Annotated in this window: 27 protein-coding genes; 10 read left to right on the top strand and 17 right to left on the bottom strand. The window is 68.3% G+C overall.

Features of this window, described 5'->3' with window-relative positions; genetic code table 11:
• The first annotated feature begins 105 nt into the window (after positions 1–105).
• Positions 106–603, top strand: a complete 498-nt coding sequence (locus INQ42_RS00495; RefSeq protein ID WP_194034695.1) for a tRNA (cytidine(34)-2'-O)-methyltransferase — start codon at positions 106–108, stop codon at positions 601–603.
• A gap of 54 nt (positions 604–657) precedes the next feature.
• Here the strand turns inward: INQ42_RS00495 and pgl are convergent, their stop codons facing one another.
• Both pgl and INQ42_RS00485 read right to left on the bottom strand, forming a co-directional pair.
• Entirely contained in the window at positions 658–1,356 is a 699-nt protein-coding gene (gene pgl / locus INQ42_RS00490; protein WP_194034694.1) for a 6-phosphogluconolactonase, read from the bottom strand.
• A gap of 54 nt (positions 1,357–1,410) precedes the next feature.
• Positions 1,411–2,361, bottom strand: a complete 951-nt coding sequence (locus INQ42_RS00485; RefSeq protein ID WP_194034693.1) for a PLP-dependent cysteine synthase family protein — start codon at positions 2,359–2,361, stop codon at positions 1,411–1,413.
• 256 nt (positions 2,362–2,617) lie between these two features.
• Here INQ42_RS00485 and INQ42_RS00480 point away from each other — a divergent pair, with 256 nt between their 5' ends.
• The gene (locus INQ42_RS00480) at positions 2,618–3,196 is read left to right on the top strand and encodes an OmpO family porin (protein WP_193985291.1); all 579 of its coding nucleotides are present in this window, start codon (positions 2,618–2,620) and stop codon (positions 3,194–3,196) included.
• Positions 3,197–3,295: 99 nt separating this feature from the next.
• Here INQ42_RS00480 and INQ42_RS00475 read toward each other — a convergent pair whose 3' ends face one another.
• The 5 genes from INQ42_RS00475 to INQ42_RS00455 all read right to left on the bottom strand — a co-directional run bounded on the left by INQ42_RS00475 (position 3,296) and on the right by INQ42_RS00455 (position 6,486).
• The gene (locus tag INQ42_RS00475; protein WP_194034692.1) at positions 3,296–4,333 is read right to left on the bottom strand and encodes an NAD(P)H-dependent glycerol-3-phosphate dehydrogenase; all 1,038 of its coding nucleotides are present in this window, start codon (positions 4,331–4,333) and stop codon (positions 3,296–3,298) included.
• A gap of 10 nt (positions 4,334–4,343) precedes the next feature.
• Positions 4,344–4,871, bottom strand: coding sequence for a protein-export chaperone SecB (secB, locus tag INQ42_RS00470; RefSeq protein ID WP_194034691.1), 528 nt, complete (start codon positions 4,869–4,871; stop codon positions 4,344–4,346).
• Positions 4,872–4,992: 121 nt separating this feature from the next.
• On the bottom strand, positions 4,993–5,433 hold the full coding sequence (locus INQ42_RS00465) for a rhodanese-like domain-containing protein (RefSeq protein WP_194034690.1): 441 nt from the start codon (positions 5,431–5,433) through the stop codon (positions 4,993–4,995).
• A 67-nt stretch (positions 5,434–5,500) separates the two neighbouring features.
• Positions 5,501–5,905, bottom strand: coding sequence for a hypothetical protein (locus tag INQ42_RS00460; protein WP_194034689.1), 405 nt, complete (start codon positions 5,903–5,905; stop codon positions 5,501–5,503).
• A gap of 113 nt (positions 5,906–6,018) precedes the next feature.
• On the bottom strand, positions 6,019–6,486 hold the full coding sequence (locus tag INQ42_RS00455) for a YiiD C-terminal domain-containing protein (protein ID WP_194034688.1): 468 nt from the start codon (positions 6,484–6,486) through the stop codon (positions 6,019–6,021).
• A 100-nt stretch (positions 6,487–6,586) separates the two neighbouring features.
• On the opposite strand from INQ42_RS00455, the gene INQ42_RS00450 reads away from it, so the two are divergent.
• From INQ42_RS00450 to INQ42_RS00440, 3 genes are read left to right on the top strand one after another with little or no spacing between them, the layout of a single operon-like run.
• Positions 6,587–7,348 carry a uroporphyrinogen-III synthase gene (locus tag INQ42_RS00450; RefSeq protein WP_194034687.1) on the top strand — a complete coding sequence of 254 codons (762 nt, stop codon included), beginning with the start codon at positions 6,587–6,589 and terminating at the stop codon, positions 7,346–7,348.
• Between the two features lie 57 nt (positions 7,349–7,405).
• Positions 7,406–8,401 carry a uroporphyrinogen-III C-methyltransferase gene (locus tag INQ42_RS00445; RefSeq protein ID WP_194034686.1) on the top strand — a complete coding sequence of 332 codons (996 nt, stop codon included), beginning with the start codon at positions 7,406–7,408 and terminating at the stop codon, positions 8,399–8,401.
• Positions 8,398–9,663 carry a heme biosynthesis protein HemY gene (locus tag INQ42_RS00440; RefSeq protein ID WP_194034685.1) on the top strand — a complete coding sequence of 422 codons (1,266 nt, stop codon included), beginning with the start codon at positions 8,398–8,400 and terminating at the stop codon, positions 9,661–9,663. The genes INQ42_RS00445 and INQ42_RS00440 overlap by 4 nt, the downstream gene beginning before the upstream one ends.
• 85 nt (positions 9,664–9,748) lie before the next feature.
• On the opposite strand, the gene INQ42_RS00435 is transcribed toward INQ42_RS00440, so the two are convergent.
• Positions 9,749–11,026 (bottom strand): acetyl-CoA C-acetyltransferase, encoded by a 1,278-nt coding sequence (locus tag INQ42_RS00435; RefSeq protein ID WP_194034684.1) that lies wholly within the window; start codon positions 11,024–11,026, stop codon positions 9,749–9,751.
• 179 nt (positions 11,027–11,205) lie between these two features.
• Between INQ42_RS00435 and INQ42_RS00430 the strand changes: the two genes are divergently transcribed.
• Positions 11,206–12,141 carry a hypothetical protein gene (locus INQ42_RS00430; RefSeq protein WP_194034683.1) on the top strand — a complete coding sequence of 312 codons (936 nt, stop codon included), beginning with the start codon at positions 11,206–11,208 and terminating at the stop codon, positions 12,139–12,141.
• Here the strand turns inward: INQ42_RS00430 and INQ42_RS00425 are convergent, their stop codons facing one another.
• Positions 12,142–12,627 (bottom strand): GNAT family N-acetyltransferase, encoded by a 486-nt coding sequence (locus INQ42_RS00425; RefSeq protein ID WP_194034682.1) that lies wholly within the window; start codon positions 12,625–12,627, stop codon positions 12,142–12,144.
• 38 nt (positions 12,628–12,665) lie between these two features.
• Positions 12,666–13,253, bottom strand: a complete 588-nt coding sequence (locus INQ42_RS00420; RefSeq protein WP_194034681.1) for a superoxide dismutase family protein — start codon at positions 13,251–13,253, stop codon at positions 12,666–12,668.
• Positions 13,254–13,471: 218 nt separating this feature from the next.
• Here INQ42_RS00420 and INQ42_RS00415 point away from each other — a divergent pair, with 218 nt between their 5' ends.
• The 3 genes from INQ42_RS00415 (at position 13,472) to INQ42_RS00405 (ending at position 17,016) form a co-directional block, all read left to right on the top strand.
• The gene (locus tag INQ42_RS00415) at positions 13,472–14,263 is read left to right on the top strand and encodes a YggS family pyridoxal phosphate-dependent enzyme (RefSeq protein WP_194034680.1); all 792 of its coding nucleotides are present in this window, start codon (positions 13,472–13,474) and stop codon (positions 14,261–14,263) included.
• Positions 14,260–15,120: a pyridoxine/pyridoxal/pyridoxamine kinase gene (gene pdxK, locus INQ42_RS00410; protein WP_228064390.1), complete on the top strand. Its 861-nt coding sequence runs from the start codon at positions 14,260–14,262 to the stop codon at positions 15,118–15,120. Before INQ42_RS00415 ends, pdxK begins: the two co-directional genes overlap by 4 nt.
• Positions 15,121–15,255: 135 nt before the next feature.
• Entirely contained in the window at positions 15,256–17,016 is a 1,761-nt protein-coding gene (locus tag INQ42_RS00405; protein ID WP_194034679.1) for a LysM peptidoglycan-binding domain-containing protein, read from the top strand.
• Positions 17,017–17,110: 94 nt separating this feature from the next.
• Here INQ42_RS00405 and glnA read toward each other — a convergent pair whose 3' ends face one another.
• Positions 17,111–18,520: a type I glutamate--ammonia ligase gene (gene glnA / locus INQ42_RS00400; RefSeq protein WP_194034678.1), complete on the bottom strand. Its 1,410-nt coding sequence runs from the start codon at positions 18,518–18,520 to the stop codon at positions 17,111–17,113.
• 185 nt (positions 18,521–18,705) lie between these two features.
• On the opposite strand from glnA, the gene INQ42_RS00395 reads away from it, so the two are divergent.
• Positions 18,706–19,509 (top strand): undecaprenyl-diphosphate phosphatase, encoded by an 804-nt coding sequence (locus INQ42_RS00395; protein ID WP_194034677.1) that lies wholly within the window; start codon positions 18,706–18,708, stop codon positions 19,507–19,509.
• A gap of 9 nt (positions 19,510–19,518) precedes the next feature.
• Here the strand turns inward: INQ42_RS00395 and INQ42_RS00390 are convergent, their stop codons facing one another.
• The 6 genes from INQ42_RS00390 to INQ42_RS00365 form a co-directional block, all read right to left on the bottom strand.
• Positions 19,519–20,139, bottom strand: a complete 621-nt coding sequence (locus INQ42_RS00390) for a YbhB/YbcL family Raf kinase inhibitor-like protein (protein WP_194034676.1) — start codon at positions 20,137–20,139, stop codon at positions 19,519–19,521.
• Between the two features lie 68 nt (positions 20,140–20,207).
• The gene (locus INQ42_RS00385; RefSeq protein ID WP_194034675.1) at positions 20,208–22,277 is read right to left on the bottom strand and encodes a tetratricopeptide repeat protein; all 2,070 of its coding nucleotides are present in this window, start codon (positions 22,275–22,277) and stop codon (positions 20,208–20,210) included.
• Between the two features lie 21 nt (positions 22,278–22,298).
• Entirely contained in the window at positions 22,299–23,297 is a 999-nt protein-coding gene (locus INQ42_RS00380) for a YheT family hydrolase (RefSeq protein ID WP_228064509.1), read from the bottom strand.
• A gap of 13 nt (positions 23,298–23,310) precedes the next feature.
• A complete protein-coding gene (locus INQ42_RS00375; RefSeq protein WP_194034674.1) occupies positions 23,311–24,114 on the bottom strand; it encodes a lysophospholipid acyltransferase family protein in 804 nt (267 codons plus the stop codon).
• A 124-nt stretch (positions 24,115–24,238) separates the two neighbouring features.
• Complete coding sequence (locus INQ42_RS00370) at positions 24,239–24,736, bottom strand: hotdog fold thioesterase (RefSeq protein ID WP_194034673.1); 498 nt, start codon at positions 24,734–24,736, stop codon at positions 24,239–24,241.
• Positions 24,737–24,855: 119 nt separating this feature from the next.
• On the bottom strand, positions 24,856–25,080 hold the full coding sequence (locus INQ42_RS00365; RefSeq protein ID WP_194034672.1) for a hypothetical protein: 225 nt from the start codon (positions 25,078–25,080) through the stop codon (positions 24,856–24,858).
• Positions 25,081–25,151 lie beyond the last annotated feature (71 nt).

Here is a 25,151-nt window from a genome sequence, read left to right as displayed (position 1 = left end):
GGACCGGGTCACAAGTCACGCCGCTGCTCCCGTTGCCGGTCGCGCCGACGCGCAGTCACCACACTTGCGCCGCCGCGACGCTGCCGCCGCCCGCATAATCGCGGCATGTTCGACGTCATCCTCCACCAGCCCGAGATCCCGCCCAACACCGGCAACGCCATCCGCCTGTGCGCCAATACGGGCGCACGCCTGCATCTGGTGCGGCCGCTGGGCTTCAGCCTGGAGGACCGCCAGCTGCGCCGCGCCGGGCTGGATTACCACGAGTACGCGAGCACGCAGGTGCATGACGATCTGGACAGTGCGCTGGCATCGATTGCCGGCGCGCACGGGACCCGACCGCGGGTGTTTGCGCTCAGCACCCGCGGCAGTGTCCGCTACGACATGCCGGACTATCGCAGCGGCGATGTGTTCCTGTTTGGTTGCGAGACCCGGGGCCTGCCCGAAGACGTGCTGGGGAAGCTGCCCGCCGATCAGCGCCTGCGCCTGCCGATGCGGCCGGGGAACCGCAGCCTGAACCTGTCCAACGCGGTTGCCGTGGTGGTCTTCGAAGCGTGGCGGCAGCACGGTTTTGCCGGCGACGCGGGTGCCGCGCAGGCTGACTGACGCGCGAATCGACGGCGCCCGATCAAAGTGAAGCGATCACGCAGCGCCAACCGATCACGGACTCCAGTGGATCTGCACATCCACCTTGGGTGCTCCCAGTACCGCCATGACCGGATGACGCTGGGGATCGTTCAGCGCGATCGCTTCTTCCAGCACGCTGCGCTTGGCGTCGCCCGTGATGAGCAGGTGCAGCGCGTCTGAGCGCAGGAGACGGCCCACGCTGAGGCTGATGCGCGGGTAGGGTGCTTCAGGCGGCAAGGGGTCGGGATAGACCCGGCACGCTTCCAGGACCGGGTCGTAGCCGCAAGCCAGCTCGGGAGCCCCCGGGAACAGCGACGCGGTATGGCCGTCATTGCCCATCCCCAGCACGACGGCATCAAAGTTCTGCCGATGCAGCGCCAGCCAGGCGCGGGCTTCGACCAGGGAGGCGTCCGGGTCGCCGTCGGGCGCGGTCAGCGCCGCCAATTGCACGCCATTGGCCGGCGCGAATGCCTCGGCCAGGCCGCGCAGGTTGGAGGCCGGCGACTCCACCGGCACGCAACGGTCATCGGTGGGCAGCAGGGTGACGTTCTGCCACGCCAAGGGTGCCTGCGCGAGCCGCTGGTACACCGGCCACGGTGTGCTCCCACCGGCGAGCGCCAGCATTGCGCCGCCGTGTTCGTCCAGGCCGGCCCGCAACGAGGCCTGCAGCGAATCAACGAGATGAGCGGCCAGCTGCCGCGCATCGGCGTGGGTGTGCAGGGTCCAGCCCATGATCTGACTCCCGGAAGGATGACGGGCGCCATGCTATCGGCCCTTGCCGGGCCGTCAGATGAAGGGCGTCGGCTCCTCGGGCTGGCTGTCGGCCTGGACGAAATACTCCTGCAGGTACTTCTCGCCCTTGTCGCAGAACAGCGTCACCACGGTTTTCAGTTCCGGGTGCAACTCGCGGACCCGCTTGGCGGCCAGCAGGTGCGCTCCTGAACTGGGACCGCAGAACAGCCCGTGCGCGCGGGCCAGATGCCGCATTGCGCCGACCGCGTCCGCGCTGGCCACACTGGTGACCTCATCGACCAGCGCGCCGTGGCGCTGGAAGATCCCTGGCACGAAGCCATCGGAAATGCCTTCGATCTTGTGCAGGGCGACCTCGCCGCACAGCAGCGTCTGCGACTCGGACGGCTCCATCGCGAACAGCCGCACATCGGGATTGACCTCGCGGAATGCCTGGCCGACGCCGATCAGGGTGCCGCCGGTGCCCACGCCGGCCACCAGCGCATCCGGCACGACGCCGTCCGGCAGCTGGGCCAGGATCTCGGGGCCGAGCACCACCCGGTTCTCCTCCACATTCCACTCGGACTCGAACTGGCTGGGACAGAAATGGTGGGGCTGCGCACCCAGTTCGCGCGCTTTCTCAAGCGCCGAGTTGACGTGGAAGTCGCCGCAGAACAGCACCTCCGCCCCGTAGGCGCGCGATATCGCGACCCGTTCGCCCGAGAGGCCATCGGGCATCACCACCAGCATCCGGTAACCCTTCACCGCCGCGACCATCGCCAGCGCGTTGCCGGTGTTGCCGCTGGTGGCTTCCACGATGGTGTCGCCGGGTTGCAACAGGCCGGCCTCCTCGGCCTTCTCGATCATGTACTTGGCGATGCGGGCCTTGATCGATCCGGAGGGATTCAGGAACTCCAGCTTGGCCAGAATCCCTTCGACTTCCACCAGCGGCGTGTCGCCAACGGCATCCAGGATGCTGCTTGAGATGGATGGAAAACGGATTGCCATGTTGGACTCCTCTGGAATCGACCGCATCGTCGGGCGCCCAGTCTGCAGAAGGAGGCGTTGCGGCTTCATGACACCGGTCAACCGGGCTTCCAATATTCCATCCTGAACAGCACCTGTAGTTATTGAACGGTCAAGTACACAATTCAGTTGGGATTACACCCCCGCGGGGATACTGCCGGGGTCCAGCTGGGATGCCACCTTGGTTTGAGGCGGCCGCAGCCGGAATGAGCTATCCCTTTCAAGAGGCCGAAAAATCATGAAGAAGTCACTGCTTGCCCTGAGCCTGATCGCCGCGCTCCCGTTTGCTGCTTCGGCCGCCGATGGCATCTCCTACAACTACGTCGAAGCCGGCTACATCGCCACCGACACCGACTACAGCGACGCCGACGGGTTTGCCGTCCGCGGTTCCGGCGCCATCGCGCCGAACTTCCACGTGTTCGGTGACTACTCCAACCAGAAGACCGACGATTTCTTCGTTGGTCCGCTGCGCTACCGCGGCGTCAAGATCGATCAGTGGCGCCTGGGCGTGGGCTACAACCACGAGATCTCCCCGGCCGCCGACCTGGTGACCCGCGTCGCCTACGAGCGTTCCGAGGACGAGTTCAACAACAGCCTGAACGGCTACAGCGTTGAAGTCGGCGTGCGCGGCGCGCTGGCGCCGAACTTCGAAGGCTACGCGATGGCCGGCTATGAAGACGGCAGCGACTACGACGGTGACTTCTACGGTCGCCTCGGCGCGCAGGTGAAGTTCAACCCGATGTGGGGCCTGAGCGGCGACGTCAAGTTCGTCGATGGCGACACCCAGTGGTTCATCGGTCCGCGCATCACGTTCTGATATCGATCGTCATGCACGAAAAAAGCCCGGCTTCGGCCGGGCTTTTTTATGGGCGTACTCCGCGGAGTGTGTTCGCGGAGGGTGCGTTTCGAGGAGGACTCAGCCGAACAACGGACCGGGATACTCGGCCTTCTGCTCGCGCGCCATCAACTGGCGCAACCCCTGGGCCGGCGTGAGATCGCCATGCAAGACCGCGAACACGGCTTCGGCGATCGGCAGTTCGACCTCGTGCCGGCGGGCCAGGCGCATCACCTCGTCGGCGGTCTGCACCGACTCGACCACCTGGCCGATGTCGCGGATCGCGTCCTCGATGGATTGACCGCGCCCCAATGCCAGCCCCAAACGGCGATTGCGTGAGAGGTCCCCGGTGCAGGTCAACACCAGATCACCCAGGCCGGCCAGGCCCATCACCGTCTCCGGACGACCGCCCAGGGCGCGGTTGAGGCGCAGCATCTCGTTGAGGCCGCGGGTGATCAGGCCGGCGCGGGCGTTCAGGCCCAGCTCCATGCCGTCGGCGACCCCGGTGGCCACCGCGAGTACGTTCTTCATCGCCCCGCCCAGCTCGGCGCCGAGCATGTCATCGCCGGTGTAGGCGCGGAAACTCGGCCCGTGCAGGACGCCGGCAACGCGTTTGGCAAAGTCTGCGCTTGCCGAATGCACCGTCAACGCGGTGGGCAGGCCGATGGCGACCTCCTTGGCAAACGAAGGACCGGTGACCACTGCCAGTGGCACATCGCCTCCGAGCACCTCGGCGGCAACCTCGTGCAGGAAGCGGCCGCTGCCCGGCTCGAAACCCTTGCTGGCCCAGGCCACGCCGGCATGCGCCGGGCGGTGCGGTGCAAGCAGCCCCAAGGTGTCGGCAAAGGCGTGCGACGGTACGACCACCAGGACCAGGTCGGCGTCCGTCAGCGCCTCGACCAGATCACCGGTCGCGCGCAACGTGTCCGGCAGCATGATTCCCGGCAGATACCGGGCGTTCTCCCGGTCGTGCTTGATGCCGGCGATGGCCTCCGCGTCGCGACCCCACAGTACGGTGTCGTGTCCGTGCCGCGTGATCAGTGCGGCCAGTGCCGTGCCCCACGAGCCCGCGCCCAGCACGGCCACGCGCAGGGCGCTGTTTTCCACCGAGTCGCTCATGCCGACGAGATCAGGCGTTGCCGGCGGTCTCGACGCCGTCCAGCCCGGGGGCCGCGTTCTCGGATTCCTTGGCCGCGCGCTGGCGCAGGCTCTCGCTGTAGAGGGCCTCGAAATTGATCGGCTGCAGGAAGAACGGCGGGAAGCCACCGGACTGGATCAGGCTGCTGATCAGGGCGCGCGAGTACGGGTAGAGCACGTTGGGGCAATGGATACCGAGCATCGCGTCCAGCTGCGCCGGCTCGAAACCGGTCATGCTGAACACACCGGCCTGCTTGACCTCGGCCAGGTACAGCGGCTTGTCGTCGGCATTGCAGGTCAGGGTGATGCCCAGGACGACCTCGTACAGGCCTTCGTTGACCTGCTGCACGCTCTGGCTGAGGTTCATCTGCAACTCCGGCTGGGCCTGCTCGTTGAACACGCCCGGTCCGCCTGGAACTTCGAAGGAGACGTCCTTGGCGTAGATCTTCTCGACCGTGAAAGACGGGCCGGTGGCGGCTTCAGCCGGCGCGGCGGCACCGTTGAGGGTTTCTTCGGACATCGGGATTACTCCAGCGTAAAGACGGAAAAGTAACGATTATGGCATGCGATCAACGCGTGCCCGGCTCAAGACTGGGGCCGTCCGGCAGGGACGCAAGGCTGCGCGGCTACCGCTGACCCGTTCAGCCGCGGCGGCCCTTCACCAGGGGCAGGTCGGCCTGGCGCCAGGCCTGGATGCCGCCCTCGAGCACGTAGACCTTCTCGAAGCCGGCCTTCTTCAGCCGCTTGGCCGACGCGCCGGCCGTCATGCCGGTGCGGCACACGACGATCACCGGCAGCGCCTTGGCGGCGGCCAGCTGCTTGCTTTCCGGATCGAACTGGCTGGGCTGGACCGATTTGCTGCCGGCAATGTGGCCTTTCTCGAAGTCGCTGCTGGGGGACAGGTCGATCACCAGTGCGTTGTCGCGGTTCATCAATCCCACCAGTTCGGCAGGACGCAGGCTGGCGTACCCGCGGAACAGCTGGGCGATTTCGGTGAACACCAGGGCCACCGTGATGCCGACCAGCGCCAGCGAAAGCAGGGGGTGACGCTGGGCGAACGCCAGCAGTTCTTCAAAGGTCACGGAATCACGCGCACGGGCTTGGGGCCGGCGATTGTCGCCCAGCAGCGGGGCGCGTGCAAAAACACGCTCATTGGCCTGCCCACAGATCCGGCAGGTCGCTGACCAGCCACCACCCCTTGGCGTTCTCGTCCCAGCGCCACTGCTCGAGGTAGCGGACGGTGCGCTCGGCCATGGTGTGGCGGTTGATCACGCCGATCTCGATGTTGCGAACCGCCCGGCCGTTGGCGGTATCCACGGCGCCGCCGACATCGCGGTAGGACGAGACCTGGACCTGTTCGTAGCGTTCCATCTGCAGCGGGCTGAGCGGATTCGCATCGCGGACCGCCGGATCGACCAGGTTCCGCGCGCCGCCAAAATCGCCCCAGCGAATCGCTCCCGACCAGGCGTATTGCGCGGAGTCCAGCGCGTTGGCGGCGGGACTGGCACTGCCGCAGCCGGCAAGCACCAGCAGCGAGGCCAGTGCGAACAGCATCGCGCGCAGGCCGGGCCGACGGTTTCGCGGAAGAAGACGGGTAGGCCAAGGCACGTTGGGGAGTCTCCGGGTGGCAGGCGTCCCATCGTAACGGGCGCTGTGGACAGGGTGGCTCAGCGGGCGATCGCGACGTAGCGGGCGCTGAAATCGGTGGCAAGCCGGCCGTCGGCCAACATCAGGCGGGCGACCAGGCTGACGCGTGCGCGCCGGCGCTGGCGAAGGGTCGCAATGAATGCGTCCCAGCCGCCTGAAGGCGCCAGCCCGGCGGTGATGCGCAGGTCGTCGTAGACGGGGTGCAGATAACGGACCTGACTGTCGGCGACGTAGATCCCCGCATCGATTCCGGCAGCCTCGACCTGCATCGTCACCAGCCCCCAGGACGCCAGGGTCATCAGCGAGACCATGCTGCCGCCAAAGGCGCAGCCCTTGTCGTTGACGTGCAACGCCAGTGGCGCCGTCAGGCAGAGTCTGTCGCCGTCGAAGCTCTCGATCACCGGCGCCATCGCCGCCACCGGCGGCATCGACTGGAAACGCTGCTCGAGACCCTGCAAGGCCTCGCTGTAGGACGCAGATTGCGGCATGTAAACCCTGGCTGGAGCCGGATCGACCGGTAAATGGGATGGGTGCGCAGGCGGCACGACGAGGCATGCAGTCCTTGGTGGCGCGTGCCAAGCTGTGCCGATGACCGCGCGCAACCCAGCCCCCGCATGGTACGTGATCTCGCTGCGTCCACGCGGTGGCAACGCGAGCCTGCGCCGCGCCGCCGCCCGCCACGGTGCCGGCCTGCTCGCATTGGCGCCGTGGAAGCTGGAGACCGTCGACAGCGTGGAAAGCCGCGCCGCACTGGACCAGGCGCTCGCCGCCGACCGGCTGATGTTCACCAGCCCGGAGGCCGCGCGCTCGGCCGCGAAGCTCCGCGAGCTTCGTGCAATGCCGGGCCAGACGTGGTTTGCCGTCGGCTCGGGCACTGCGGCCGCGCTGCGACGGGTCGGGGTGGCCGATGTTGTCGCGCCCACCCGCATGGACAGTGAGGGCTTGTTGGCACTGCCCGGACTGCACCACCTGCATGGGAGCACGATCGGCCTGGTTACCGCCCCGGGGGGACGCGGCACCTTGCCTCCAGCCCTGGCGGCACGCGGCGCGAAGCTCATCCGCGCCAATGTCTATCAACGCGTTCCGGTAGTGCCGTCGCCGCGCGCGCTGGCGGCGGTGCACAACCTCAAGGTGCCGGGCGTGCTTGCGGTGTCCAGCGGCGAGGCCCTGCAGCTCACATTGCAGAGGCTGCCGGCGGCGGTGGTCGAGCGTCTGCGCGCGCTGCCCGCGGTTGCCGCCAGCGCACGACTGGTGGAACTGGCCCACGACTCCGGATTCTCGACCTGCCGCCAGGCGCGCAGTGCGCGTCCGGCCGACATGATCGAGGCGGCCGCGCAACTGATGGCATGACGCCCGCGCACACGCCGGTCCGGTAGCATTGGAACCCCCGCCAACCGTGTGTCTGACGTGTCCAGCACTCCCCCCGTCCCATCCCCCCATCGCCGATCAGCCTGGCTGTGGCTGTGGCTGCTGGTCTTGCTGCTGGTGGCCGGTGCGCTTGCCTATGGCGGCTATTACTGGTGGCAGCGCCATCAAGCTCAGGACGTCGCCCAGGCCAGTGACATCGACGTGCGGCTGGCGAGCCTGGACCAGCGCCTGGCAACGCTGCGCGGGGATCAGGGAGTCCAGGCCAAGCGCCTGCAACAGGCGATCGCGACCAACCGCATCCTGCGCGATGAATTGCTCGGGCTTTCGGAGCGTTCCGCCCTGATCGAGGACAGCTTCGCGCGCTACAGCGATCCGGCGCGACACAGCGCACAAGCGCTGCGCCTGGACGAGGCGGAAGTCCTGCTGAGTCTGGGGCAACAGCGCCTGCAGATCGCCGGCGACCTCGATGGCGCCCGCCGCAGCTACGCACTTGCCGCCGGCGTGCTGGAGTCGATCGAGGACCCGGCCTACCTCAACCTGCGCCAGGCGCTGGGTCAGGAGCGCGCCGCGCTCGATGCGCTGGACGCCGAGCCGCGCGCGCGGGCGCTCGCGCGCCTGGACCAGTGGGCGAAGGGTGTCGCCGAGCCGGTGTCGCCGGCCAAGACGGCCGTCACCGCACCACCGCTGCCGTGGTGGAAGCGGGCGTTCATCGGGATCGTCGAAGTTCAAACCCTGGAGGGGCCACAACCGCTCGATGCGGACGACCAGGCGGATGCACAGGCAGGTCTGCAGCTGGAAATCACCCTCGCTCGGGCCGCCGCGGAACGCCGCGACATCGCCGCTTACCGGGCCGCACTTGGTCGTGCAGAGTTCTGGCTGGCGCGGATATTCCCCACGCCCGGCGCGGCCGCCGACGCCCGCGCCGAGCTGCAGGAGATCGCTGCGCTGCCGCTTTCACCCCCGCTTCCGACCCTGGGCACCACATTGATCCAGTTGCGCCAACTGCGCGCGAATAATCGGGAGCAGCTGCCATGAACCTTTTCCGCAACCTGTTGTTCTGGATCGTGCTGGCGTTGGTCGGTGCGCTCGCGGCCCAGTTGCTCGTCCAGGATCCGGGCGTGCTGACGCTGGACTTCCGCGGCACCCGCTACGTGACCACGCTGGCCGCGGCCATCCTGGTCGGGCTGGGCGTGTGGGTCGCGCTGTGGCTGATCTGGAAGATGCTCACCCTGCCCTTCGTCACCCTGCGGCGACGCCGCAACCGCGCCGCGCGGATGAAACTCGTCGATGGCCTGGGTGCATTGGAACTTGGCCAGTGGGGACGCTCGGAGAAATTGCTCGACGACGCCGCGCGCCAGCCCATGGCGTTGCGCCAGGGCGTGGCCCATCTGGCTCACGCAGGCGCCGCACGCGCCGCTGCCGCCGCAGGTGACGCACCGCTCGCACGCCAGCATCTGGACGCGCTGACCGGCTCGCACCCCGTCACCCGCGCGGTGATCGGCGCCGAACTCGCGCTCGCCGACGGCCGTCCCGCAGAGGCGCTGATGCTGCTGGAGACCCCCGACGTGCAGCCACTGCCGCCACGTGGATTGCTGCTGCGCGCGCATGCGCTGGCCGCGACTGGCGAGGTCGGCGAGGCGTACGGGCTGCTGGGCGCCATGCGTCAGCAGAAGGTGTTGCCGGTGCAACAGCTGGACCGGCTGGAGGCGCAATGGGCCAGCGCCGCGCTGCGCGAAGCGGGCGATGCGAACATCCTTGCCGACCGCTGGGAGTCATTGCCCAAGGCGTTCCGTACCGATCCCGAGGCGGTAACGGCGTATGCCGAGCGCGCCGCCGCCCTGCGCTGGGAAGATGCCGCGGCCAAAAGCGTGGAAAAGGCGCTGGACGAGCGCTGGGACGAATCGCTAGCCGCGCTGTACGGGCGGCTGCCCATTGGCCAGCTCGAACGGCGTCGGGAAAACGCCGAGCGCTGGTTGCAGGCGCACCCGGGCAGCCCCGCACTCCTCCTGGCACTCGCCCGGATCAATCGCGTGCAGGGGCAATGGGGGCAGGCGGAGGGGTATCTGCACCGCGCCATCGCCCAGGGTGCGGGCGGCGATGCGTGGGAGGAGTTGGGCCACGGTTTCGCCGAGTCCGGCGACGAGCCACGCAGCCGCCTGGCCTACGCCAACGCCTTGCGCGCCAGCCGCGGCGAGGCGGTCACCGAGTTGCCGGGACGCGACATGCGCCAGCAGTTGCATGACATGGCGGTGGTGGAAGAGCGCGACGAACACGGCATGCCGCGTCTGCGCGAGTAAACAGGCGGCGCGCGGCGCTGGACGTTTCGGGTTGAGGCGTTCAGCGTCAGTCCGCGGGTGATGCGCGCGCGCCGCACGTGGCGCCTCAGCGTTCCAGTATCGCCACCACGCCCATGCCGCCGGCGGTGCAGATCGACACCAGGCAGCGGCCGCCGCCGCGCTGTGCCAGCTCCTTGGCCGCGGTGGCGACGATCCGCGCGCCGGTCGCCGCAAACGGATGGCCGGTCGCCAGCGAGGAACCGTTGGGGTTGATCTTCGCCGGGTCGATCCGGCCCAACGGCGCGTCCAGGCCGAGGCGGTTCCTGCAGTACTCCTCGCTTTCCCAGGCGCGCAGGGTGCACAGCACCTGGGCGGCGAACGCCTCGTGGATCTCATAGAAGTCGAAGTCCTGCAGGCTCAGGCCCTGGCGGGCGAGCATCTCCGGCACGGCGATGGTCGGCGCCATCAGCAGTCCCTCGCCGTGGGTGAAATCGACCGCCGCGACCTGCGAGTCGATCAGGTGGCACAGCGGCTCGTGACCGTGCGCTGCGGCCCACTCCGGCGAGGCCAACAGGCAGGCAGCGGCCCCATCGGTGAGCGGGGTGGAATTGCCGGCGGTGAGCGTGCCGCGACCGGAGGTGCGGTCAAACGCCGGCTTCAGCGTTGCCAGCTTTTCCAGCGAACTGTCGGCGCGCAGGTTGTTGTCGCGCGAGACGCCGCGGAAGCTCACCACCAGGTCGTCGAAGAACCCGCGCTCGTAGGCGGCGGCGAGCTTCTGGTGCGAGGACAGCGCCCACTCGTCCTGCGAGTCGCGCGAGATGTTCCATTCCTTGGCCATCTCCTCGCAGTGCTCACCCATCGACTTGCCGGTGCGCGGCTCGGCGACGCCGGGGAAATCGGGCTTGAGTTCGCGCAGCGAGAAGCCCTTGAACGCGGCCAGCTTGCCCTTGGTCTCGCGCGCCGCAGCGGCGGCCAGCAGGCGCCGGCGGAGCTGGCTGCCGTAGACGATCGGCACGTCCGAGGTGGTGTCGGAGCCACCGCCGATGCCGGCCTCGATCTGGCCCACCGCGATCTTGTTTGCCACGGCGACGATCGTGTCCAGGGAAGTGCCGCACGCACGTTGCAGCGTCAGCCCCGGCGTCAACGGCGAGAGGCCGGAGGACAGGGCCGCCTCGCGCCCCAGGTTCCAGTCGCTGGAGTGCTTGATCACCGCACCCATCGCCACCTCGCCCAGTTGCTGTCCATGCAGGCCGTACTTCTCGACCAGCGCGCCGAGCGTGCGCACCGACATGCCCAGGTTGCCGACATCCGCATACGCGGTGTTCTGGCGGCAGAAGGGAATCCGGACGCCGCCGAGCACGGCAACGGGACGGGTTTGGCGCATCGGTGGTCACCTCGTTGGAGCCCCGCGACGGCCCAGCCAGCACGGGGATTGCAGGGCCCGCGGTCGCTTGCGGGCATAATGACGGCAGTGTAACGCCGGCCCTTGCGTGCAACCAAACGCCTGCGTATCCAGGCCGGCCCGACGACCTGCCCACCGCCAGATTCCCGCCCGGACACCCGATGAGCCCAGCCAGCAATTCCCACCCCGTCTCCCGCCCAGTCGCTGCCGCCCCACTGAGCGTGCTGGGTGCGTTCGCCATCGAGGTGGTCGGCGACGCCCCGGTCGACCGCGACCGCCTGGCGCAGGCCGAAGTCGGTGCGCTGGCCCAGTTGATCGCCCGCGACCTGGCGGATTTTGCGCCGGAGGCGGCGCGGCTGGAGCTGATTACCGTCGGTGCCCACTACGATCCGGTCGAGTTGTTGCGACCGGGCTGGCCGCTGCACCGGGAGCTGGACGAGCTGGCAGCCCGCGCGCCCCGCGGCGGGCTGGAGCGCGACAGCGGCCGGATCATCGCCTTCGGTGCCAGTGGCTCGGTGCTGCCGGGCACGTTGCCTCCGTCACCGGATTACCTGGGCGGTCCGTTGCGGCTGGTGCCGTTCGTGCTGAAGGGTGCCGAAGACGTGGTGGCACGGGTCGGAGATGCCTTCGAGCACGACCTGATCGAGGTGGGCATGGCGGCGGCGGATACCGCGCTCGCAGCCCAGGCGGCTTTCGGGCTGCAGGTCGAGCATGCCCGTTTCATGACCGTGCACGACCTGGCGGCAATGACCTCCATCCAGTACGAACACGCCGGCCTGGCGCCGCTGTGGCCGCTGCTGGAAACGGCTTTGCTGCACCCCGGGGAGTCTGCCTGGCTGGACGCTGCGCCCGAGCCACTGGTGCATTACGTCAATGGCGAGGCGCGCATCGCGCTGATGTCACCGGCGAGCTGGGAGCAGCACTACGACCACGGTGTCGCGACGACCGACGATGGCCAACGCGAGCGCCAGCAGCGCCTGTTCCAGTTTTTCCAGGGTCGCCAGCGCCAGATTGCGGCAGTGCTGGGTGCACACGGTATTAGCGTGCAGTTCGTCCACTGCGACCTGGGCGATGACTGCCGCGCCGCGCTGTCCTGATCAGTCGCCAAAACCCGCTTCGTAGATCAGGTAGCCGGCGTCGGCCATCCCCAGCGCTGCGTAGGTGCGCTGGGCGATGGCATTGTCGCGCTCCACATACAGCCGCAGACCGATGACGCCTTCGGTTTTCCGCGCCAACTTCTCGACATGCCGGTACAGCGCTGACAGCACGCCGCGGCGCCGGTAGCCTGGATCGACGTACACGCTCTGGATCCACCACCAGTCGCCGTTGCGCCAGTCGCTCCACTCCCGGGTGAGCATCAGGGTTCCGACCGGCAGGCGCACCACTTCGCTGCCACTGAAGACGGCGCTGCCGGTGGCGATGAAGTAGCGCGCGCGTGCGGGGTCTGCGATACCGGCGTGCACCCCGGCGAGGATCGTGGCCGGGGCGAGCACCTTGCACTCGGTCTCCAGCGCCATCGCCGCCGCCCACTGCGCCAGCAGGTCGGCGTCGCCCGGCATCGCGTCACGGATGTCTGTCTGCATCCGGCCAGCATCGCACCCGGAGACGCTGGCGTCACACCTCATCCGGCCTGGATGACGCCGCAGGCCACGCGCGCGCCGGCATCACCGGCGGGCTGGCTGGTGTAGTCGTCAGCGGAGGCGTGCACGATCACCGCGCGTCCGATGGCGTCGTTGGGCGCACCTCCGCCGAGCACCGGGCCACTGGCGTGCGCGTCCACCTTGGCCACGCCCTTGGCGTCGGCAACGATGTTGTCCATGTCGCCGGCGTGATGCGGGGGCGTGCTCATCCGGCCATGCTTGACTCCGGCAGGGTTGAAGTGGCCTCCGGCACTGCTGGCGTCGGCCGCGCTGCAATCGCCCTTCTCGTGGATGTGGATGGCATGGGTGCTGTTGGGCTTGAAGCCGCCGATTTCACCCCTGAAGTGCACGCCATCGCCCATCGGGGTGACGGTGAGCTTTCCGCTGACAATGCTGCCCGAGGCGCTCGCCAGATTGACGTGTGCGCGCTGGACGGTTGAGGTGGTCGCCATCGCGGTGCGGGACGTTGACGCTGGTGACTTCGCCTTGCCTGTCTGCTCCGGGGTGCTGCTGCAAGCGGCGAGGCCAAGCGCCAAAACGGCGGCGCCGGTCAAAACGGTGGTCTTCATGGGAACTCTCCTTGGGTGAAGAATCGCAGGGCGACGTTATCCCGGCGGCGGTCGCAGGCTGGTGAAGCCGTCACGGCGGGACAACCACACTGGTCGTCCGGTGCCCGGCGTTACAATCAGCAGTGGCAGCGGCGCCAAGCTGCGCCTGCAGCGCTGCTCCCGTGTTGCGCGGCCCTCCACGCCCGCCCATCGACCACCCTTGCTTCGAGGTCCGCGCATTGGACACCCCAATCCCACCATCAAGTGCCGCCGAAGTCTATCCGCCGGCCACCACCCTGGCCGATTTCCGGCACAACCTGGATGCCGTCCAGTCCCGCATCCAGGCGGCATGCCAGCGCGCCGGTCGCGATCCGTCCGGGGTCCGCCTGCTGCCGGTCAGCAAGACCATCGATGAGGCGCGCATCCGTATCGTGCATGCGGCCGGCTGCACGTTCCTGGGCGAGAACAAGGTCCAGGAAGCGCATGCCAAGTGGGAGGCCATGGCAGACCTCACCGACCTGCGCTGGTCGGTGATCGGCCACCTGCAGACCAACAAGGCCAAGCTGGTGGCGAGCTTCGCCAGCGAGTTCCAGGCCCTCGACAGCCTGCGCCTCGCGCGGACGCTTGATCGCCGTTTGCAGGAGGAGGGTCGCTCGCTGGACGTCTTCGTGCAGGTGAACTCCTCGGGCGAGGCCAGCAAGTACGGCCTCGCGCCGGAGGACGTGGCCGCCTTCGTGCGCGAGTTGCCTGCCTTTGGCGCGCTGCGCGTGCGCGGCCTGATGACGCTGGCGGCGCTGTCACCGGATGCGGAGCGGGTGCGTGCCTGCTTTGTCCTGCTGCGCGAACTGCGCGACCGCCTGCGCCAGGATGCCCCGGACGGCATCGGGATGGACGAGCTGTCGATGGGCATGTCGGGCGACTTCGAGATGGCGATCGAGGAAGGCGCGACCGTGGTCCGCGTCGGCCAGGCGATTTTCGGCGCGCGTGCGCTGCCTGACAGCCACTACTGGCCCACGGATTCGGGCGCGTGAGCGAAACGGCGCCTCCCGAGTTGCTGGCATCCACCCTGCTGGCGCCGCTGGCGATCGACGTGGTGTCGGTGCAGTCGCAGGTCATCTACGGCCGGGTCGGCAACAACGTCGCGGTGCCGACCCTGCAGTCCGCCGGCCTGAGCGTCGCCGCGGTGCCCACCGTGCTGCTGAGCAACACGCCGCATTACCCCACCCTGCACGGCGGCGCCGTCCCGATCGACTGGTTCAGCGGCTATCTGGAGGATCTCGACGCGCGCGGCGCATTGGCGTCGCTGCGCTCGATTCTGGTGGGCTACCTGGGCGGGCCTGCGCAGGCGCAGGCGCTGGCGGACTGGATCGGCCGCATGCATGAGCGCCACCCCGATCTGCACGTGCAGATCGACCCGGTGATCGGCGACCACGACACCGGCGTGTATGTCGACCCGGCAATGCTGCCGGTGTATCAGAAGGCGCTGTTGCCGATGGCGCACGGCCTGACCCCCAACGGATTCGAGCTGGAGCGGCTCAGCGGCCGGCCCACCAACACCATCGAGGGCGCGATCGAGGCCGCGCGCACATTGCTGGTCGGCCACACGCAGTGGGTGGCGGTGACCAGCGCGGCGCCGGAGTCGTGGGCGGACGGGCGCATGCGGGTGGCGGTGGTGAGCCGCGACGACGCCCAGGTCGTTGAACACGAGCGCGTCGACGCCGCGCCCAAGGGCACCGGCGACCTGTTCAGCGCGGTGCTCAACGTGGAACTTCTCGCCGGAGCCCCACTGCTGGACGCCACCCGCCACGCCTGCGCCCGGGTGGTCGACGCGGTCGGCGCGACCCACCGTGCCGGCTCGGCCGAGCTGCTGCTTCCCACCGTTGGCTGAGGCGATCCGCCGCGGTCGGCGCCGGCTGGCTGGCTGAACCGCACACGGTCGATTCACCGTCCTCTAGGGACAACCCCAGCTGTCGGCACTCGCCGCGCGCTCTATGTTCGACTCAGGAAACTGACGGAGTCGGCCATGAGCATCCCCCGCATTGACGGTGTCCGCGAGCGTTTCGCGCCGCCACCCCCGCCGCCGCCGCGGCAACACGTGGTCAAGCATGGCGACTCGATCGCCACCATCGCCAAGGCCGAGGGAATCAGCGCGCAGAAGCTGCTCGCCGCCAACCCGCAGGTCCTCAACCCCGACGTGCTGTATCCAGGCAGTCGGGTCAACCTGCCCGAGGCTGCACCGGCCAAGCAGGCCGCGGCAGGCGGCTCGCTGGAAGCCAAGCCGGAAACCACCGCCCGCACCGGCGACACAGCGAACGGCACGACCTCGACCAGCAAAACGGGCGTCAAGGTCGACGAGAGCGGTGCGACGGTCAGCGGCAGCAAGACCGACAAGACCACCACCACCAACAGCAGTGGCACGGCCAGCACCACCGGCACGTCGGCCAACGGCAGCATCGGCTTTGACAGCGAGAAAGGCACGGTCAGCGTCAGCGGCGGCGGCGGTTTCAGCCAGGGACTGAAGAACGCCAAGGGTTACGGCGTGTCGTTCGGCATCGATGCCCAGACAACGGTCACTTCCGGCAAGAAGACCGACAACGGCGTGACCACCTACCGCAGCTCGGCTGACCTGTCGGTAACACTCAACGCCGGCGTGGACTCCAAGCAGGCCGGACTGGAGGTCGGCAGGACCGAGGGCATCAAGGGGTCATTCGAGGTGTCGATGCCCGAGCAGATCGCGGCAAAGACCGACCTTAAAACGGTCAATCCATTTGACCCCGATTCCATGCCCACCGGCACCGTGATCAAGCTCGACGGCTCGCAGTACAGCGGCACCGAGTTCAAGGCCGCTTTCCGCCATATCGCCACCGAATCGAAGATCACCAACTTTGAAGGTGCCAGCCTGCTGGTCGAGAAGATCGGCACCGACCAGGTCCGTGTCACCGGTGGCCCGACCGAGGCGATCGAAGCCTACAACGGCGTGGGTGTGGACTTCTCGGTCGCCAGCGCGATGATCGGCCGCAACGACAAGCTCGACGCCGCCACGCTGAAGACCGCCGAGTTCAACCTGTCCAGCGCCGACGGTCGCGCGGCGTTCAACGACTATGTGGCCACCGGCACGATGCCGACCGCCAACGGCAACGGGGTGTCGGAGGTCGCGACAATCCAGAAGCTCGACTACTCCTCGCAGAGCCAGCTCAAGCTGGAACTGGGCCCGCTGAAGGCGTCGTTCAACAGCGCCGGGAACACCGGCAACAGCGTGCTGACCACCCGCGCGGACGGCTCCGCGTCGGCGACCTGGGATCTGCGTTACGGCGACAACGTGCCCCTGTCCCTCACCCAGAGCTTCCGGGCCGACGGCTCGGAGATCATTGCCGACCGGCGCTACACCTTTACCTACACGGCCGATGACAGCGTGGCCACCTTCCTCAATGTCGCCCAGGGCGGCGGCATCGAACATGCGGATTCCGGCCCCGTGAACGACGGCGATACGGTGAGCGTGAGCTACACCGAAGCGGAGATGGCGCAGCTGCTGGGGCACGCGGAGAAGGCGCTGGAAGCCTCCGATGGCATGGACTTCAAGCTCAATGCCCTGATCAAGGACTACGACGGCAACACGATCAAGACCTGGGATTTCGCGATCGCCCTGGCCCGCAACCTGGGCGGTGACGACTACCAGAGCGCCTACCGGCTGTTCAACATCTCCGATGCGGCCGACGGCAGCATCGGCGACCGCAAGGGCGTGGCCCTGCCCGGTACGTTGACGGTCACCCAACGCGCCGGCTGACCGCCCTGCGGCCGCGCTACCGCCGGTATTGCGCCGACGGACCTGATCCATCGCAGCCGCGTCGGCCGGAAATCCCGGCCGGCGCCTGGCTCCATCAGATCGCGTAATACATCTGGTATTCCAGGGGATGGGTCGCCGCGCGGAACGCGGTGACCTCCTTCATCTTCAGCCGGATGTAGGCGTCAATGAAGTCGTCGCTGAACACGCCGCCGGCTTTCAGAAAGTCACGGTCTCCGTCCAGCGCCTCCAGCGCCTGATCCAGGCTGTGGCAGACGGTCGGGATATTCTTCTCCTCTTCCGGTGGCAGGTCGTAGAGGTCCTTGTCGCTGGGCGGACCCGGATCGATCTGGTGCCTGATCCCGTCCAGCCCGGCCATCATCAGCGCGGCGAAGATCAGGTAACCCGAGTTCATCGGGTCGGGGAAGCGCATCTCGACCCGGCGCGCCTTGGGGTTGGCCACGTAGGGGATGCGGCAGCTGGCGGAGCGGTTGGAGGCCGAGTAGGCCAGCATCACCGGCGCCTCGAAGCCCGGCACCAGCCGCTTGTAGGAGTTGGTGGTGGCGTTGGCGAAGGCATTGACCGCACGCGCATGTTTGAAGATGCCGCCGATGTACCACAGCGCCATCTGGCTCAGGCCGCCGTAGCCGTCGCCGCTGAACAGGTTGACCCCGGCCTTGGCCAGGCTCTGGTGCACGTGCATGCCACTGCCGTTGTCCCCGACCAGCGGCTTGGGCATGAAGGTCGCGGTCTTGCCGTGGCGGTGGGCGACGTTCTTGATCACGTACTTCATCGTCTGCAGTTCGTCGGCCTTCTTGGTCAGCGAGTTGAAGCGGGTGCCGATTTCCGACTGGCCGGCGGTGGCGACCTCGCGGTGGTGGACCTCGACCTCGATGCCGACCGCCTGCAGCGTCTTGCACATCTGCGCGCGGATGTCGTGCAGCGAATCCAGCGGCGCGACCGGGAAATAGCCGCCCTTCACGCCGGGCCGGTAGCCGCTGTTGCCGCCGGGGTACTCCTTGCCCGAGTTCCAGGCCGCCTCTTCGGAGTCGACGTGGAAGAAGGTGTGCCCCATGTCATTTGCGTAGCGGACGCTGTCGAAGATGAAGAACTCCGGCTCCGGGCCGAAGAACGCCTGGTCGGCGATGCCGCTGGATTTCAGGAACGCCTCGGCGCGCTTGGCGATGCCGCGCGGGTCGCGGTTGTAGGCCTGCATGGTCGCCGGATCGAGGATGTCGCAGGTCATCACCAGGGTCGGGTCGGCCGTGAACGGGTCCAGGAACGCCGTGGACGGATCGGGCAGCAGCACCATGTCCGAATCATGCACGCCCTTCCAGCCACCGATGGAGGAGCCGTCGAACATCCGGCCGTCCTCGAACAGCGCCTCGTCGATGATCGAACCGGGGAAGGTGACGTGGTGCTGCACGCCACGCATGTCGGTGAAACGCAGATCGACAAACTCGACCTTGTGCTGCTGGACCAGTTTCTCGACGTTCTCGATGGACATGCGGGGTTCCTGGAGGTGGGGGATGACTACAGTAGCAAGGGCTGATTTTATTCGATGGCCGGACTCCCCATGTCATTTTTTTTGCGCCCGGGCGGGGCGACGGGACGCGGGTGGCGGTTGCCGCTATCCTTGCCCACCTCGTGGGCGCCACCAGCCGTGCACCCGCTCCGCTTCCGGTGGTTTCCATGTCCGATACCCTCGCCGCGCTGCTGCTCGGCATCCTCGAAGGCCTGACCGAATTCCTGCCGGTGTCCAGCACCGGTCACCTGCTGATCGCCCAGCACTGGCTGGGTGCGCGCTCGGACCTGTTCAACATCGTCATCCAGGCCGGCGCGATCCTGGCGATCACGCTGGTCTTCCGCGAGCGGCTGTGGTCGCTGGCGACCGGCCTGCGCGAGCGTGAGAACCGGCTGTACCTGGCCAAGATCGGCGCCGCCTTCCTGGTCACCGCACTGGTCGGCCTGCCGGTGCGGCTGCTGGGCTGGGAGTTGCCGGAAACCGTCTCGCCGGTGGCCATCGCCCTGATCCTGGGTGGTATCTGGATCCTCTTCGCCGAGCGCATCGCCGCCGGTCGTCCGCCGTCCACGCGCGTCACCTGGACGGTGGCGATCCTGGTCGGCCTCGCGCAGGTGCTGGCCGGGATCTTCCCGGGTACCTCGCGCTCGGGCGCGGCGATCTTCATGGCCATGCTGGCCGGCACCGGGCAGCGCTCGGCGGCGACCGAATTCGTGTTCCTGGTCGGCATCCCGACCATGTTCGCCGCCAGCGGCTACGCGGTGCTGGAGTACTTCATCAAGGGCAGCGGCGGTGCGGCCGGCGGCGAGGCCTGGGGCGAGCTGGGGCTGGCATTCGTCGCCGCCAGCGCGACCGGATTCATCGCGGTGCGCTGGCTGATGGGCTACATCAAGCAACACAGCTACGCCCCGTTCGCGTTCTACCGCATCGCGCTGGGCGCCGCCCTGCTGCTGTGGCTGCCGGCCGGCGGCTGAGTCAACCGGTTACAGATCCGGGTGCAGGCTGTAGGTCGCGTAGGTGTCCGCCTCGGCCAGCACATGGCCTTGCATCGCGGTCAGTGCATCGGCAGCGGTGAAGCGGTCGGGCAGCGGCAGGCGCTCGACATCCAGCGCGAACACGCGGAAGAAGTAGCGGTGCATGCGCAGGTCATTGGGCGGCGGGAACGGACCGTCGTAGCCGTGCCAGTCGCCGGCCATGGCCGGGTCGTCGGCAAACCAGCCGGTGTAGTCGTTCAAGCCCTGGCGTGATCCTTCCGGCCCGCCGGGGTTCTGCTTGCCGTGCGGCACCACACCATCGCTGCAGGCACCGGCGGCGATTTCGGTCACCGTGGCCGGAATGTCGGCCATCACCCAGTGGATGAAATCGGTGCGCGGCTGGTCGACCGGGATCGATACGCCTTCCTTGCCGACCATCTCGGCCACCGTCGGCACGTCGGGGTCGACGCAGATCAGGACGAACGAGCGCGCGCCGTCCGGGACCTCGTCCCAGGCCAGGTGCGGGTTGCGGTTTGGCGCAAACCCGAAGCCGTCGGCGGTGGGCTGGCCGGCGGCGAACTCCGCCGGCAGGGACTGGTGACGCTGGAAACTGTCGCTGTGGATGCGCATGCGTGGACTCCGTGTGGCTACCGGACCAGTCTGCCAGACGACGCCCGCGCGGGCCTGATCAGGTCGGATCAGTCCTGCGGGTAACCCAGACGCACCGCCACCGGCGTCAGCAGGCCGAACGCATCACCCAGCGGCTCGACGAAATCGCGCCAGCGGCCGGCCGCCATCCGGTCGGGACCGAAGCGGCCCGGCGCCACCGCCGGCAGGCTGACATCCAGCGCGTTGGCCAGCATCTGGGCAAGGGCGGCCATGTCGTTCTCCACCCCGTCCATGCGCAGCAGGCGATGGGCAATGAGGTTGTGCTCGTGCAGCTCGGCGACCTGGTCCAGCACCTTCGCCAGCCAGCGCGCCCCGGCCTCCGGCGAGGCCAGCGCGAACGGCGCCGGCGCGCCGTGGGCGATCCAGTCCAGCAGCATGTCGCGTGGATCGCGCAGCGCCACTAGCAGCATGGCCTCGGGCGCGTGCTCGCGCAGCGCGGTCACCAGGGTGTTGTCCCACCACAGCAGCCAGTCGCAGATCTGGTCGGGCTTGATTCCGCGCGAGGGGAACGCGGCCCGCCATTCGGCGATCAGTGCGGCGGGGTCGGCGGCGCCGCTGGCCAAGGCGTTGACCGTGGCAAAGCGCTGGAACAGGTCGTTGGGCGGCGTCGGCCCGAAGCGGTCGGCGAACAGCGGTGCGCCGGCGGCGTGCAGGGTACCGGCGACGCGCTCGATCAACGAACCCGGCGCGCCCCACAGCAGCAGTCCGCTGTGGCGGCTGACATCCTCGCTGTCGTCGGCCGGCCAATCGCGGGCGATGCTGGGCTCGAGCAGCGGCAGGCGCTGGGGTGCGACTTCGCTGTGCAGCTCCACCCAGGTGGCCACCGCGGCGGCAGGTTGGCCGGCCGCATCGAAACAGCGGCCCAGCAGCTGGCGCAGGTTGCTGCGCACCGCCTCGTCGGGTGCGCGCGCGAGCAGACCTTCGACGTGGGTGATGGCCGCGTCCGGATCGTTCTGCAGCAGCCGGTCGAAGATCCGGGTCTCGGCCTTGGCGTGGCCGGGCTGCAGCTCGATGATGCGCGCGGCCAGGGCGTCGCCCTGCCCGGTCTCGCCGGCCACGTCATGCAGGGTGATGCGCGCTTCCAGCGCCGGCACGCTGTCGGGGTCAAGCTGCTGCCAGCGTTCGACGACCGCCAGCGCTTCAGGGGACGCGAACTCCTCGAACAGCAGGCGCGCGCGCCACAGGTCAATGTTGCCCGGCGCAGTTTCCAGCAACGCATCCAGGGTCGCGCGCGCTTCGTCAGCCGCGCCCAGCCGACGCCAGGCCTCCGCCAGCGCAACGATGCTGCGGCGGTCGTCGGGATTTTCCTTGACCAGTTCGAGCAGGCGATCGCGGGCGGACTCGTCACGACCGGCTTCCAGCTCCAGTTCGGCGACCATGCGGCGCAGCGCCGGAGCGGCCTCATCGCCGGTCAGCAGGGGTGCGATTTCATCAGCGGCATCGCCGGGGCGTCCCTGACGGCGCAGCAGGTCGGCGACCAGCGCGCGCAGCGGCAGCGAATCCGGACTGGCTTCCAGCAAGCCGCGGAAGGCCTGCTCGGCGAACGCCAGATGACCCTTGGCCAGATACGCAAAGCCCAGCGCGTGGCGCAGCGTCGGCTCCTCGGGCCAGAGCTTGGCGGCGGCCGAAAGCCCGGCGAGTGCCTGGTCGGCGTCGCCCCGGCGCAGCGCCAGGTTGCCTTCCAGCGCCGCGATCTGCGGGTGCTGGTCGGCGATGCGCGCGGCGGTCCGGGTCAGCCGCTGGGCCTCCTCCAGATCGCCGCGGCCCAGCGCGAGTTGCGCCTGGATTATGTATGCGGGGAACTGGTTGGGATCCAGGCCGGTGCTGTGCGCCAGCGCCGCCTGGGCCTCGTCGAGCTTGCGCTCCTGCAACAGCAGGCCGGCGCGGTCCAGATGCAGGTCGGCGTTTTCCGGGGCCAGGCGGATGGCTGCGTCGATGGCCTCCAGGGCCGCCTCGCGATCACCGTCCAGGCGCAGCGCGTAGGCGAGCCAGCGGTGTGCGGCCGGATCGTCACCGCGTTCCGCAACGGCGCCACGCGCGGCGGTGAGGGCTTCGTCGGCGGCGCCGCGACGCAGGGCGTCGATGATCGGTTCGTACATGGACTGCTGCTCGGGGTTCGGTCAATCGGCCATTGTATCGGCGCACGCGGCGAGCCGCTGGGCGAGCCACTGCTCGCCAAAGCCCTGCAGTCGGCCGTTTTCCAGGAAACCACAATGGCCGCCCCAGGGCGATATCTGCAGGTCCACGCACGGCGAAAGCGAGGCGCTGGCGAAGTCCTCGACCGGGATCACCGGGTCGTCGGCGGCCATCAGGATGCTGGCGGGCACTTCGAGTCTGGCCAGGCGGTCGCCGGCCAGCGAGTAGCCATCGAAATAGCTTTCCAGGGAGTCGTAATCGGTGCTGCGCTCAACCATCCACCGCGTCAGCGGGCGCATGCGCAGTCCGAGCACGCGATCATCGAAGTCGTACTGCTGCGGGAAGAGTTCGCGTTTGCGCTGCAGTGAGCGGCGCCACTTGCCCTCGAAATGACGCATATAGGCCGGCATCCCCGTCTCCATTGCGTCCATCGTGCGCGCCGGGTCCAGCAACGGGCAGATCACTGCCACCTGGGTGATCGCCAGCCCGGCGGTGGGTGCGCGCAGCGCCAGCCGGAGGGCGAAGTTGCCGCCCAGCGAGTAGCCGCCCACGGTCAGCGGTCGCAGCGGGAACCGGCGCGCGATGTCGGCGGTGGCTTGGACCACCTCGTCGATGCGGTTGGAGTGGAACAGCCCGGAGTTGAGGTGGTGGGTGCCGCCGTGGTCGCGGAAATTGAGCCTGAACACCTCGAAGCCTTTTTCCAGCAGCGATGCGGCGGTCAGGCGCATATAGCCCGAATCGGCGCTGCCTTCCCAGCCGTGCAGCAGGATCGCCATCCCCTGTCCCTCCACGCCGGGCATCGCGCTGTGCAGCCCCCGCAGGCGCACGCCGTTGCCGCCGTCAAGCAGATGGGCGGTCGTGATTGCGCCGGTGGCGGCCAGCTGGTGCTCGCCCATCCACTGGCGCATGCCGCTGGAGCCCAGCACGGTCTGCAGATGCGCGTTGCGGAGCCAGCGCGGCGGTCGGAAATCGGCAGCGGTCAGCACCCTGAAACCCTCAGTTGTTCATCGCCTCGAGGATACGGGCGCGCGCGGTGTCGGCGATGCGACGGCGTCCCTCCATCTGCGCAGGCAGGATCGGCTCGAGGAAATGGATTTCCGCGACCCGCGGTGGCTCGCCGAGCAGGCGCAGGAAGTTGCCGACGAAGCGTTCGCGAGGGGCGAATGCGACGATCCGCTGCGCGCTGCCCTTCTCGCCGTAACGCAGCGCCACCGGCTGGATCTGCGCGCCGGCCTCCACCGCGGCCAGGAAGATGCGCGCATGGAACGGGCCGACTTCACCACCGCCGCGCGTGCCGCCCTCGGGAAACACGCCCACGGAGCGGCCATCGCGCAGGCGTGACAGCATCTCCTGCAGCACGCCGCCCATCGATTCAGTGCTGCCGCGGGAGTGGAAGATTGTCTGCGCGCGGCTGGCGAGCCAGCCCACCACCGGCCAGCTGCGGATCTCGCGCTTGGCCACCATGCCCATCATCTGCTGGCTGTGCAGCGCGGCGATGTCGATCCAGCTAACGTGGTTGGCGACGAACATCGTGCCGCCAGGCAGGGGACTGCCGATGCGGTGGAGGCGGAAGCCGAACACCCGCATCAGCCCGGCCGACCACAGGCGGATCATGCGGTGGTCCATGCGCTCGTTTCCGATCTGGAGTCGGCCCAGCAGCGGGCTGATCAGCACCAGCACCACCGGGAGGTTGACCAGCAGGTGCCAAAGCAGCATCGGCACCCGGTAGAAGTAGCGCAGGGTGCGCGCCACTGGCGAGGTTCGCGCCGGGGTGGCGAAAGGAGTTTGCGGCGCATTCATGACCGCGAACGATACAGGGCGGACCCGTCGCGCGGCAGGCTTCGGTTGAGGATTCCGACGCCAGCAGTGCCGCCGTCCTCACCGGGCACGACGCGCAGGGCGGCGTTCTCGGAGCGGATGTCGACTAGACCGGGGGCCGCGGCACCACCGCGAGCGTGAGGCGCGAGATGCAGGCCAGCCGGCCGCGGCCGTCTTCGATACGGATTTCCCAGACCTGGGTGCGACCACCCACGTGCAGCGCGGTGGCAATACCGGTGACCTTGCCGTCGCGCACGGCACGCAGGTGGTTGGCGTTGATCTCCAGACCGACGCACATGCTGTCCTGCTCGACGCACAGATTGCCGGCACTGCTGCCCAGCGTTTCTGCCAGCAGCACGGAAGAACCTCCGTGAAGGAGCCCATAGGGCTGCACGGTGCGCCCATCGACCGGCATCGTCGCCTTGAGGTGGCTCTCGCCGATTTCAGTAAACACGATCCCCAACGCTTCGATCGCCGTATCGCGCGAGAGCGAGTTGAGGTCGTCCAGGGTGGCGCTGCGGCGGAAGAGCCGACGCCGCGGAGTCGCTGCTTCAGCCGGAGGGTCGGCCGGGGAAAATGCTTGGAAAACGGGGGGCGTGTTCATGCCGACACGATAGCGGAGCCCTGATCGGGCTTCCATCAGTGCGCAGTCCCGGGTTGGGACAGGCCCGTTGCCCGGATGACTGCGCCTTGAGCGGTTGTTACGGGGATCGCGAACGCGACTTAGCTGATGCGGAACATCGACTGGCTGGCCGAGGTGCTGCGGCGCGAACGGCGCAGGTAGCTCTTGCCAACGTAACTTCCGCGATACAGGTCGTTGCGGACTGCCGCAGCGGCCTGGACATCGATCGATTTGACCAGCGGCTCGGCCGTGGCAAGCGTGGTGCTGTGCCCGACCGGATTGCTCGCGATGGGAGCGGTTTGGACGGAACCAGGATGGCGATTCACTTCTGTCTCCTTTTTTAAATGATTACAATGGGTTACGAGCGCTATTGTAGCAGGTTCCGAGAAATATGAAT

The sequence above is a fragment of the Lysobacter avium genome (genome assembly GCF_015209745.1).
Taxonomy (GTDB): domain Bacteria; phylum Pseudomonadota; class Gammaproteobacteria; order Xanthomonadales; family Xanthomonadaceae; genus Novilysobacter; species Novilysobacter avium.
Note: the sequence above shows the minus strand (reverse complement) of the source record. Positions and strands in the feature narration are given on the sequence as shown.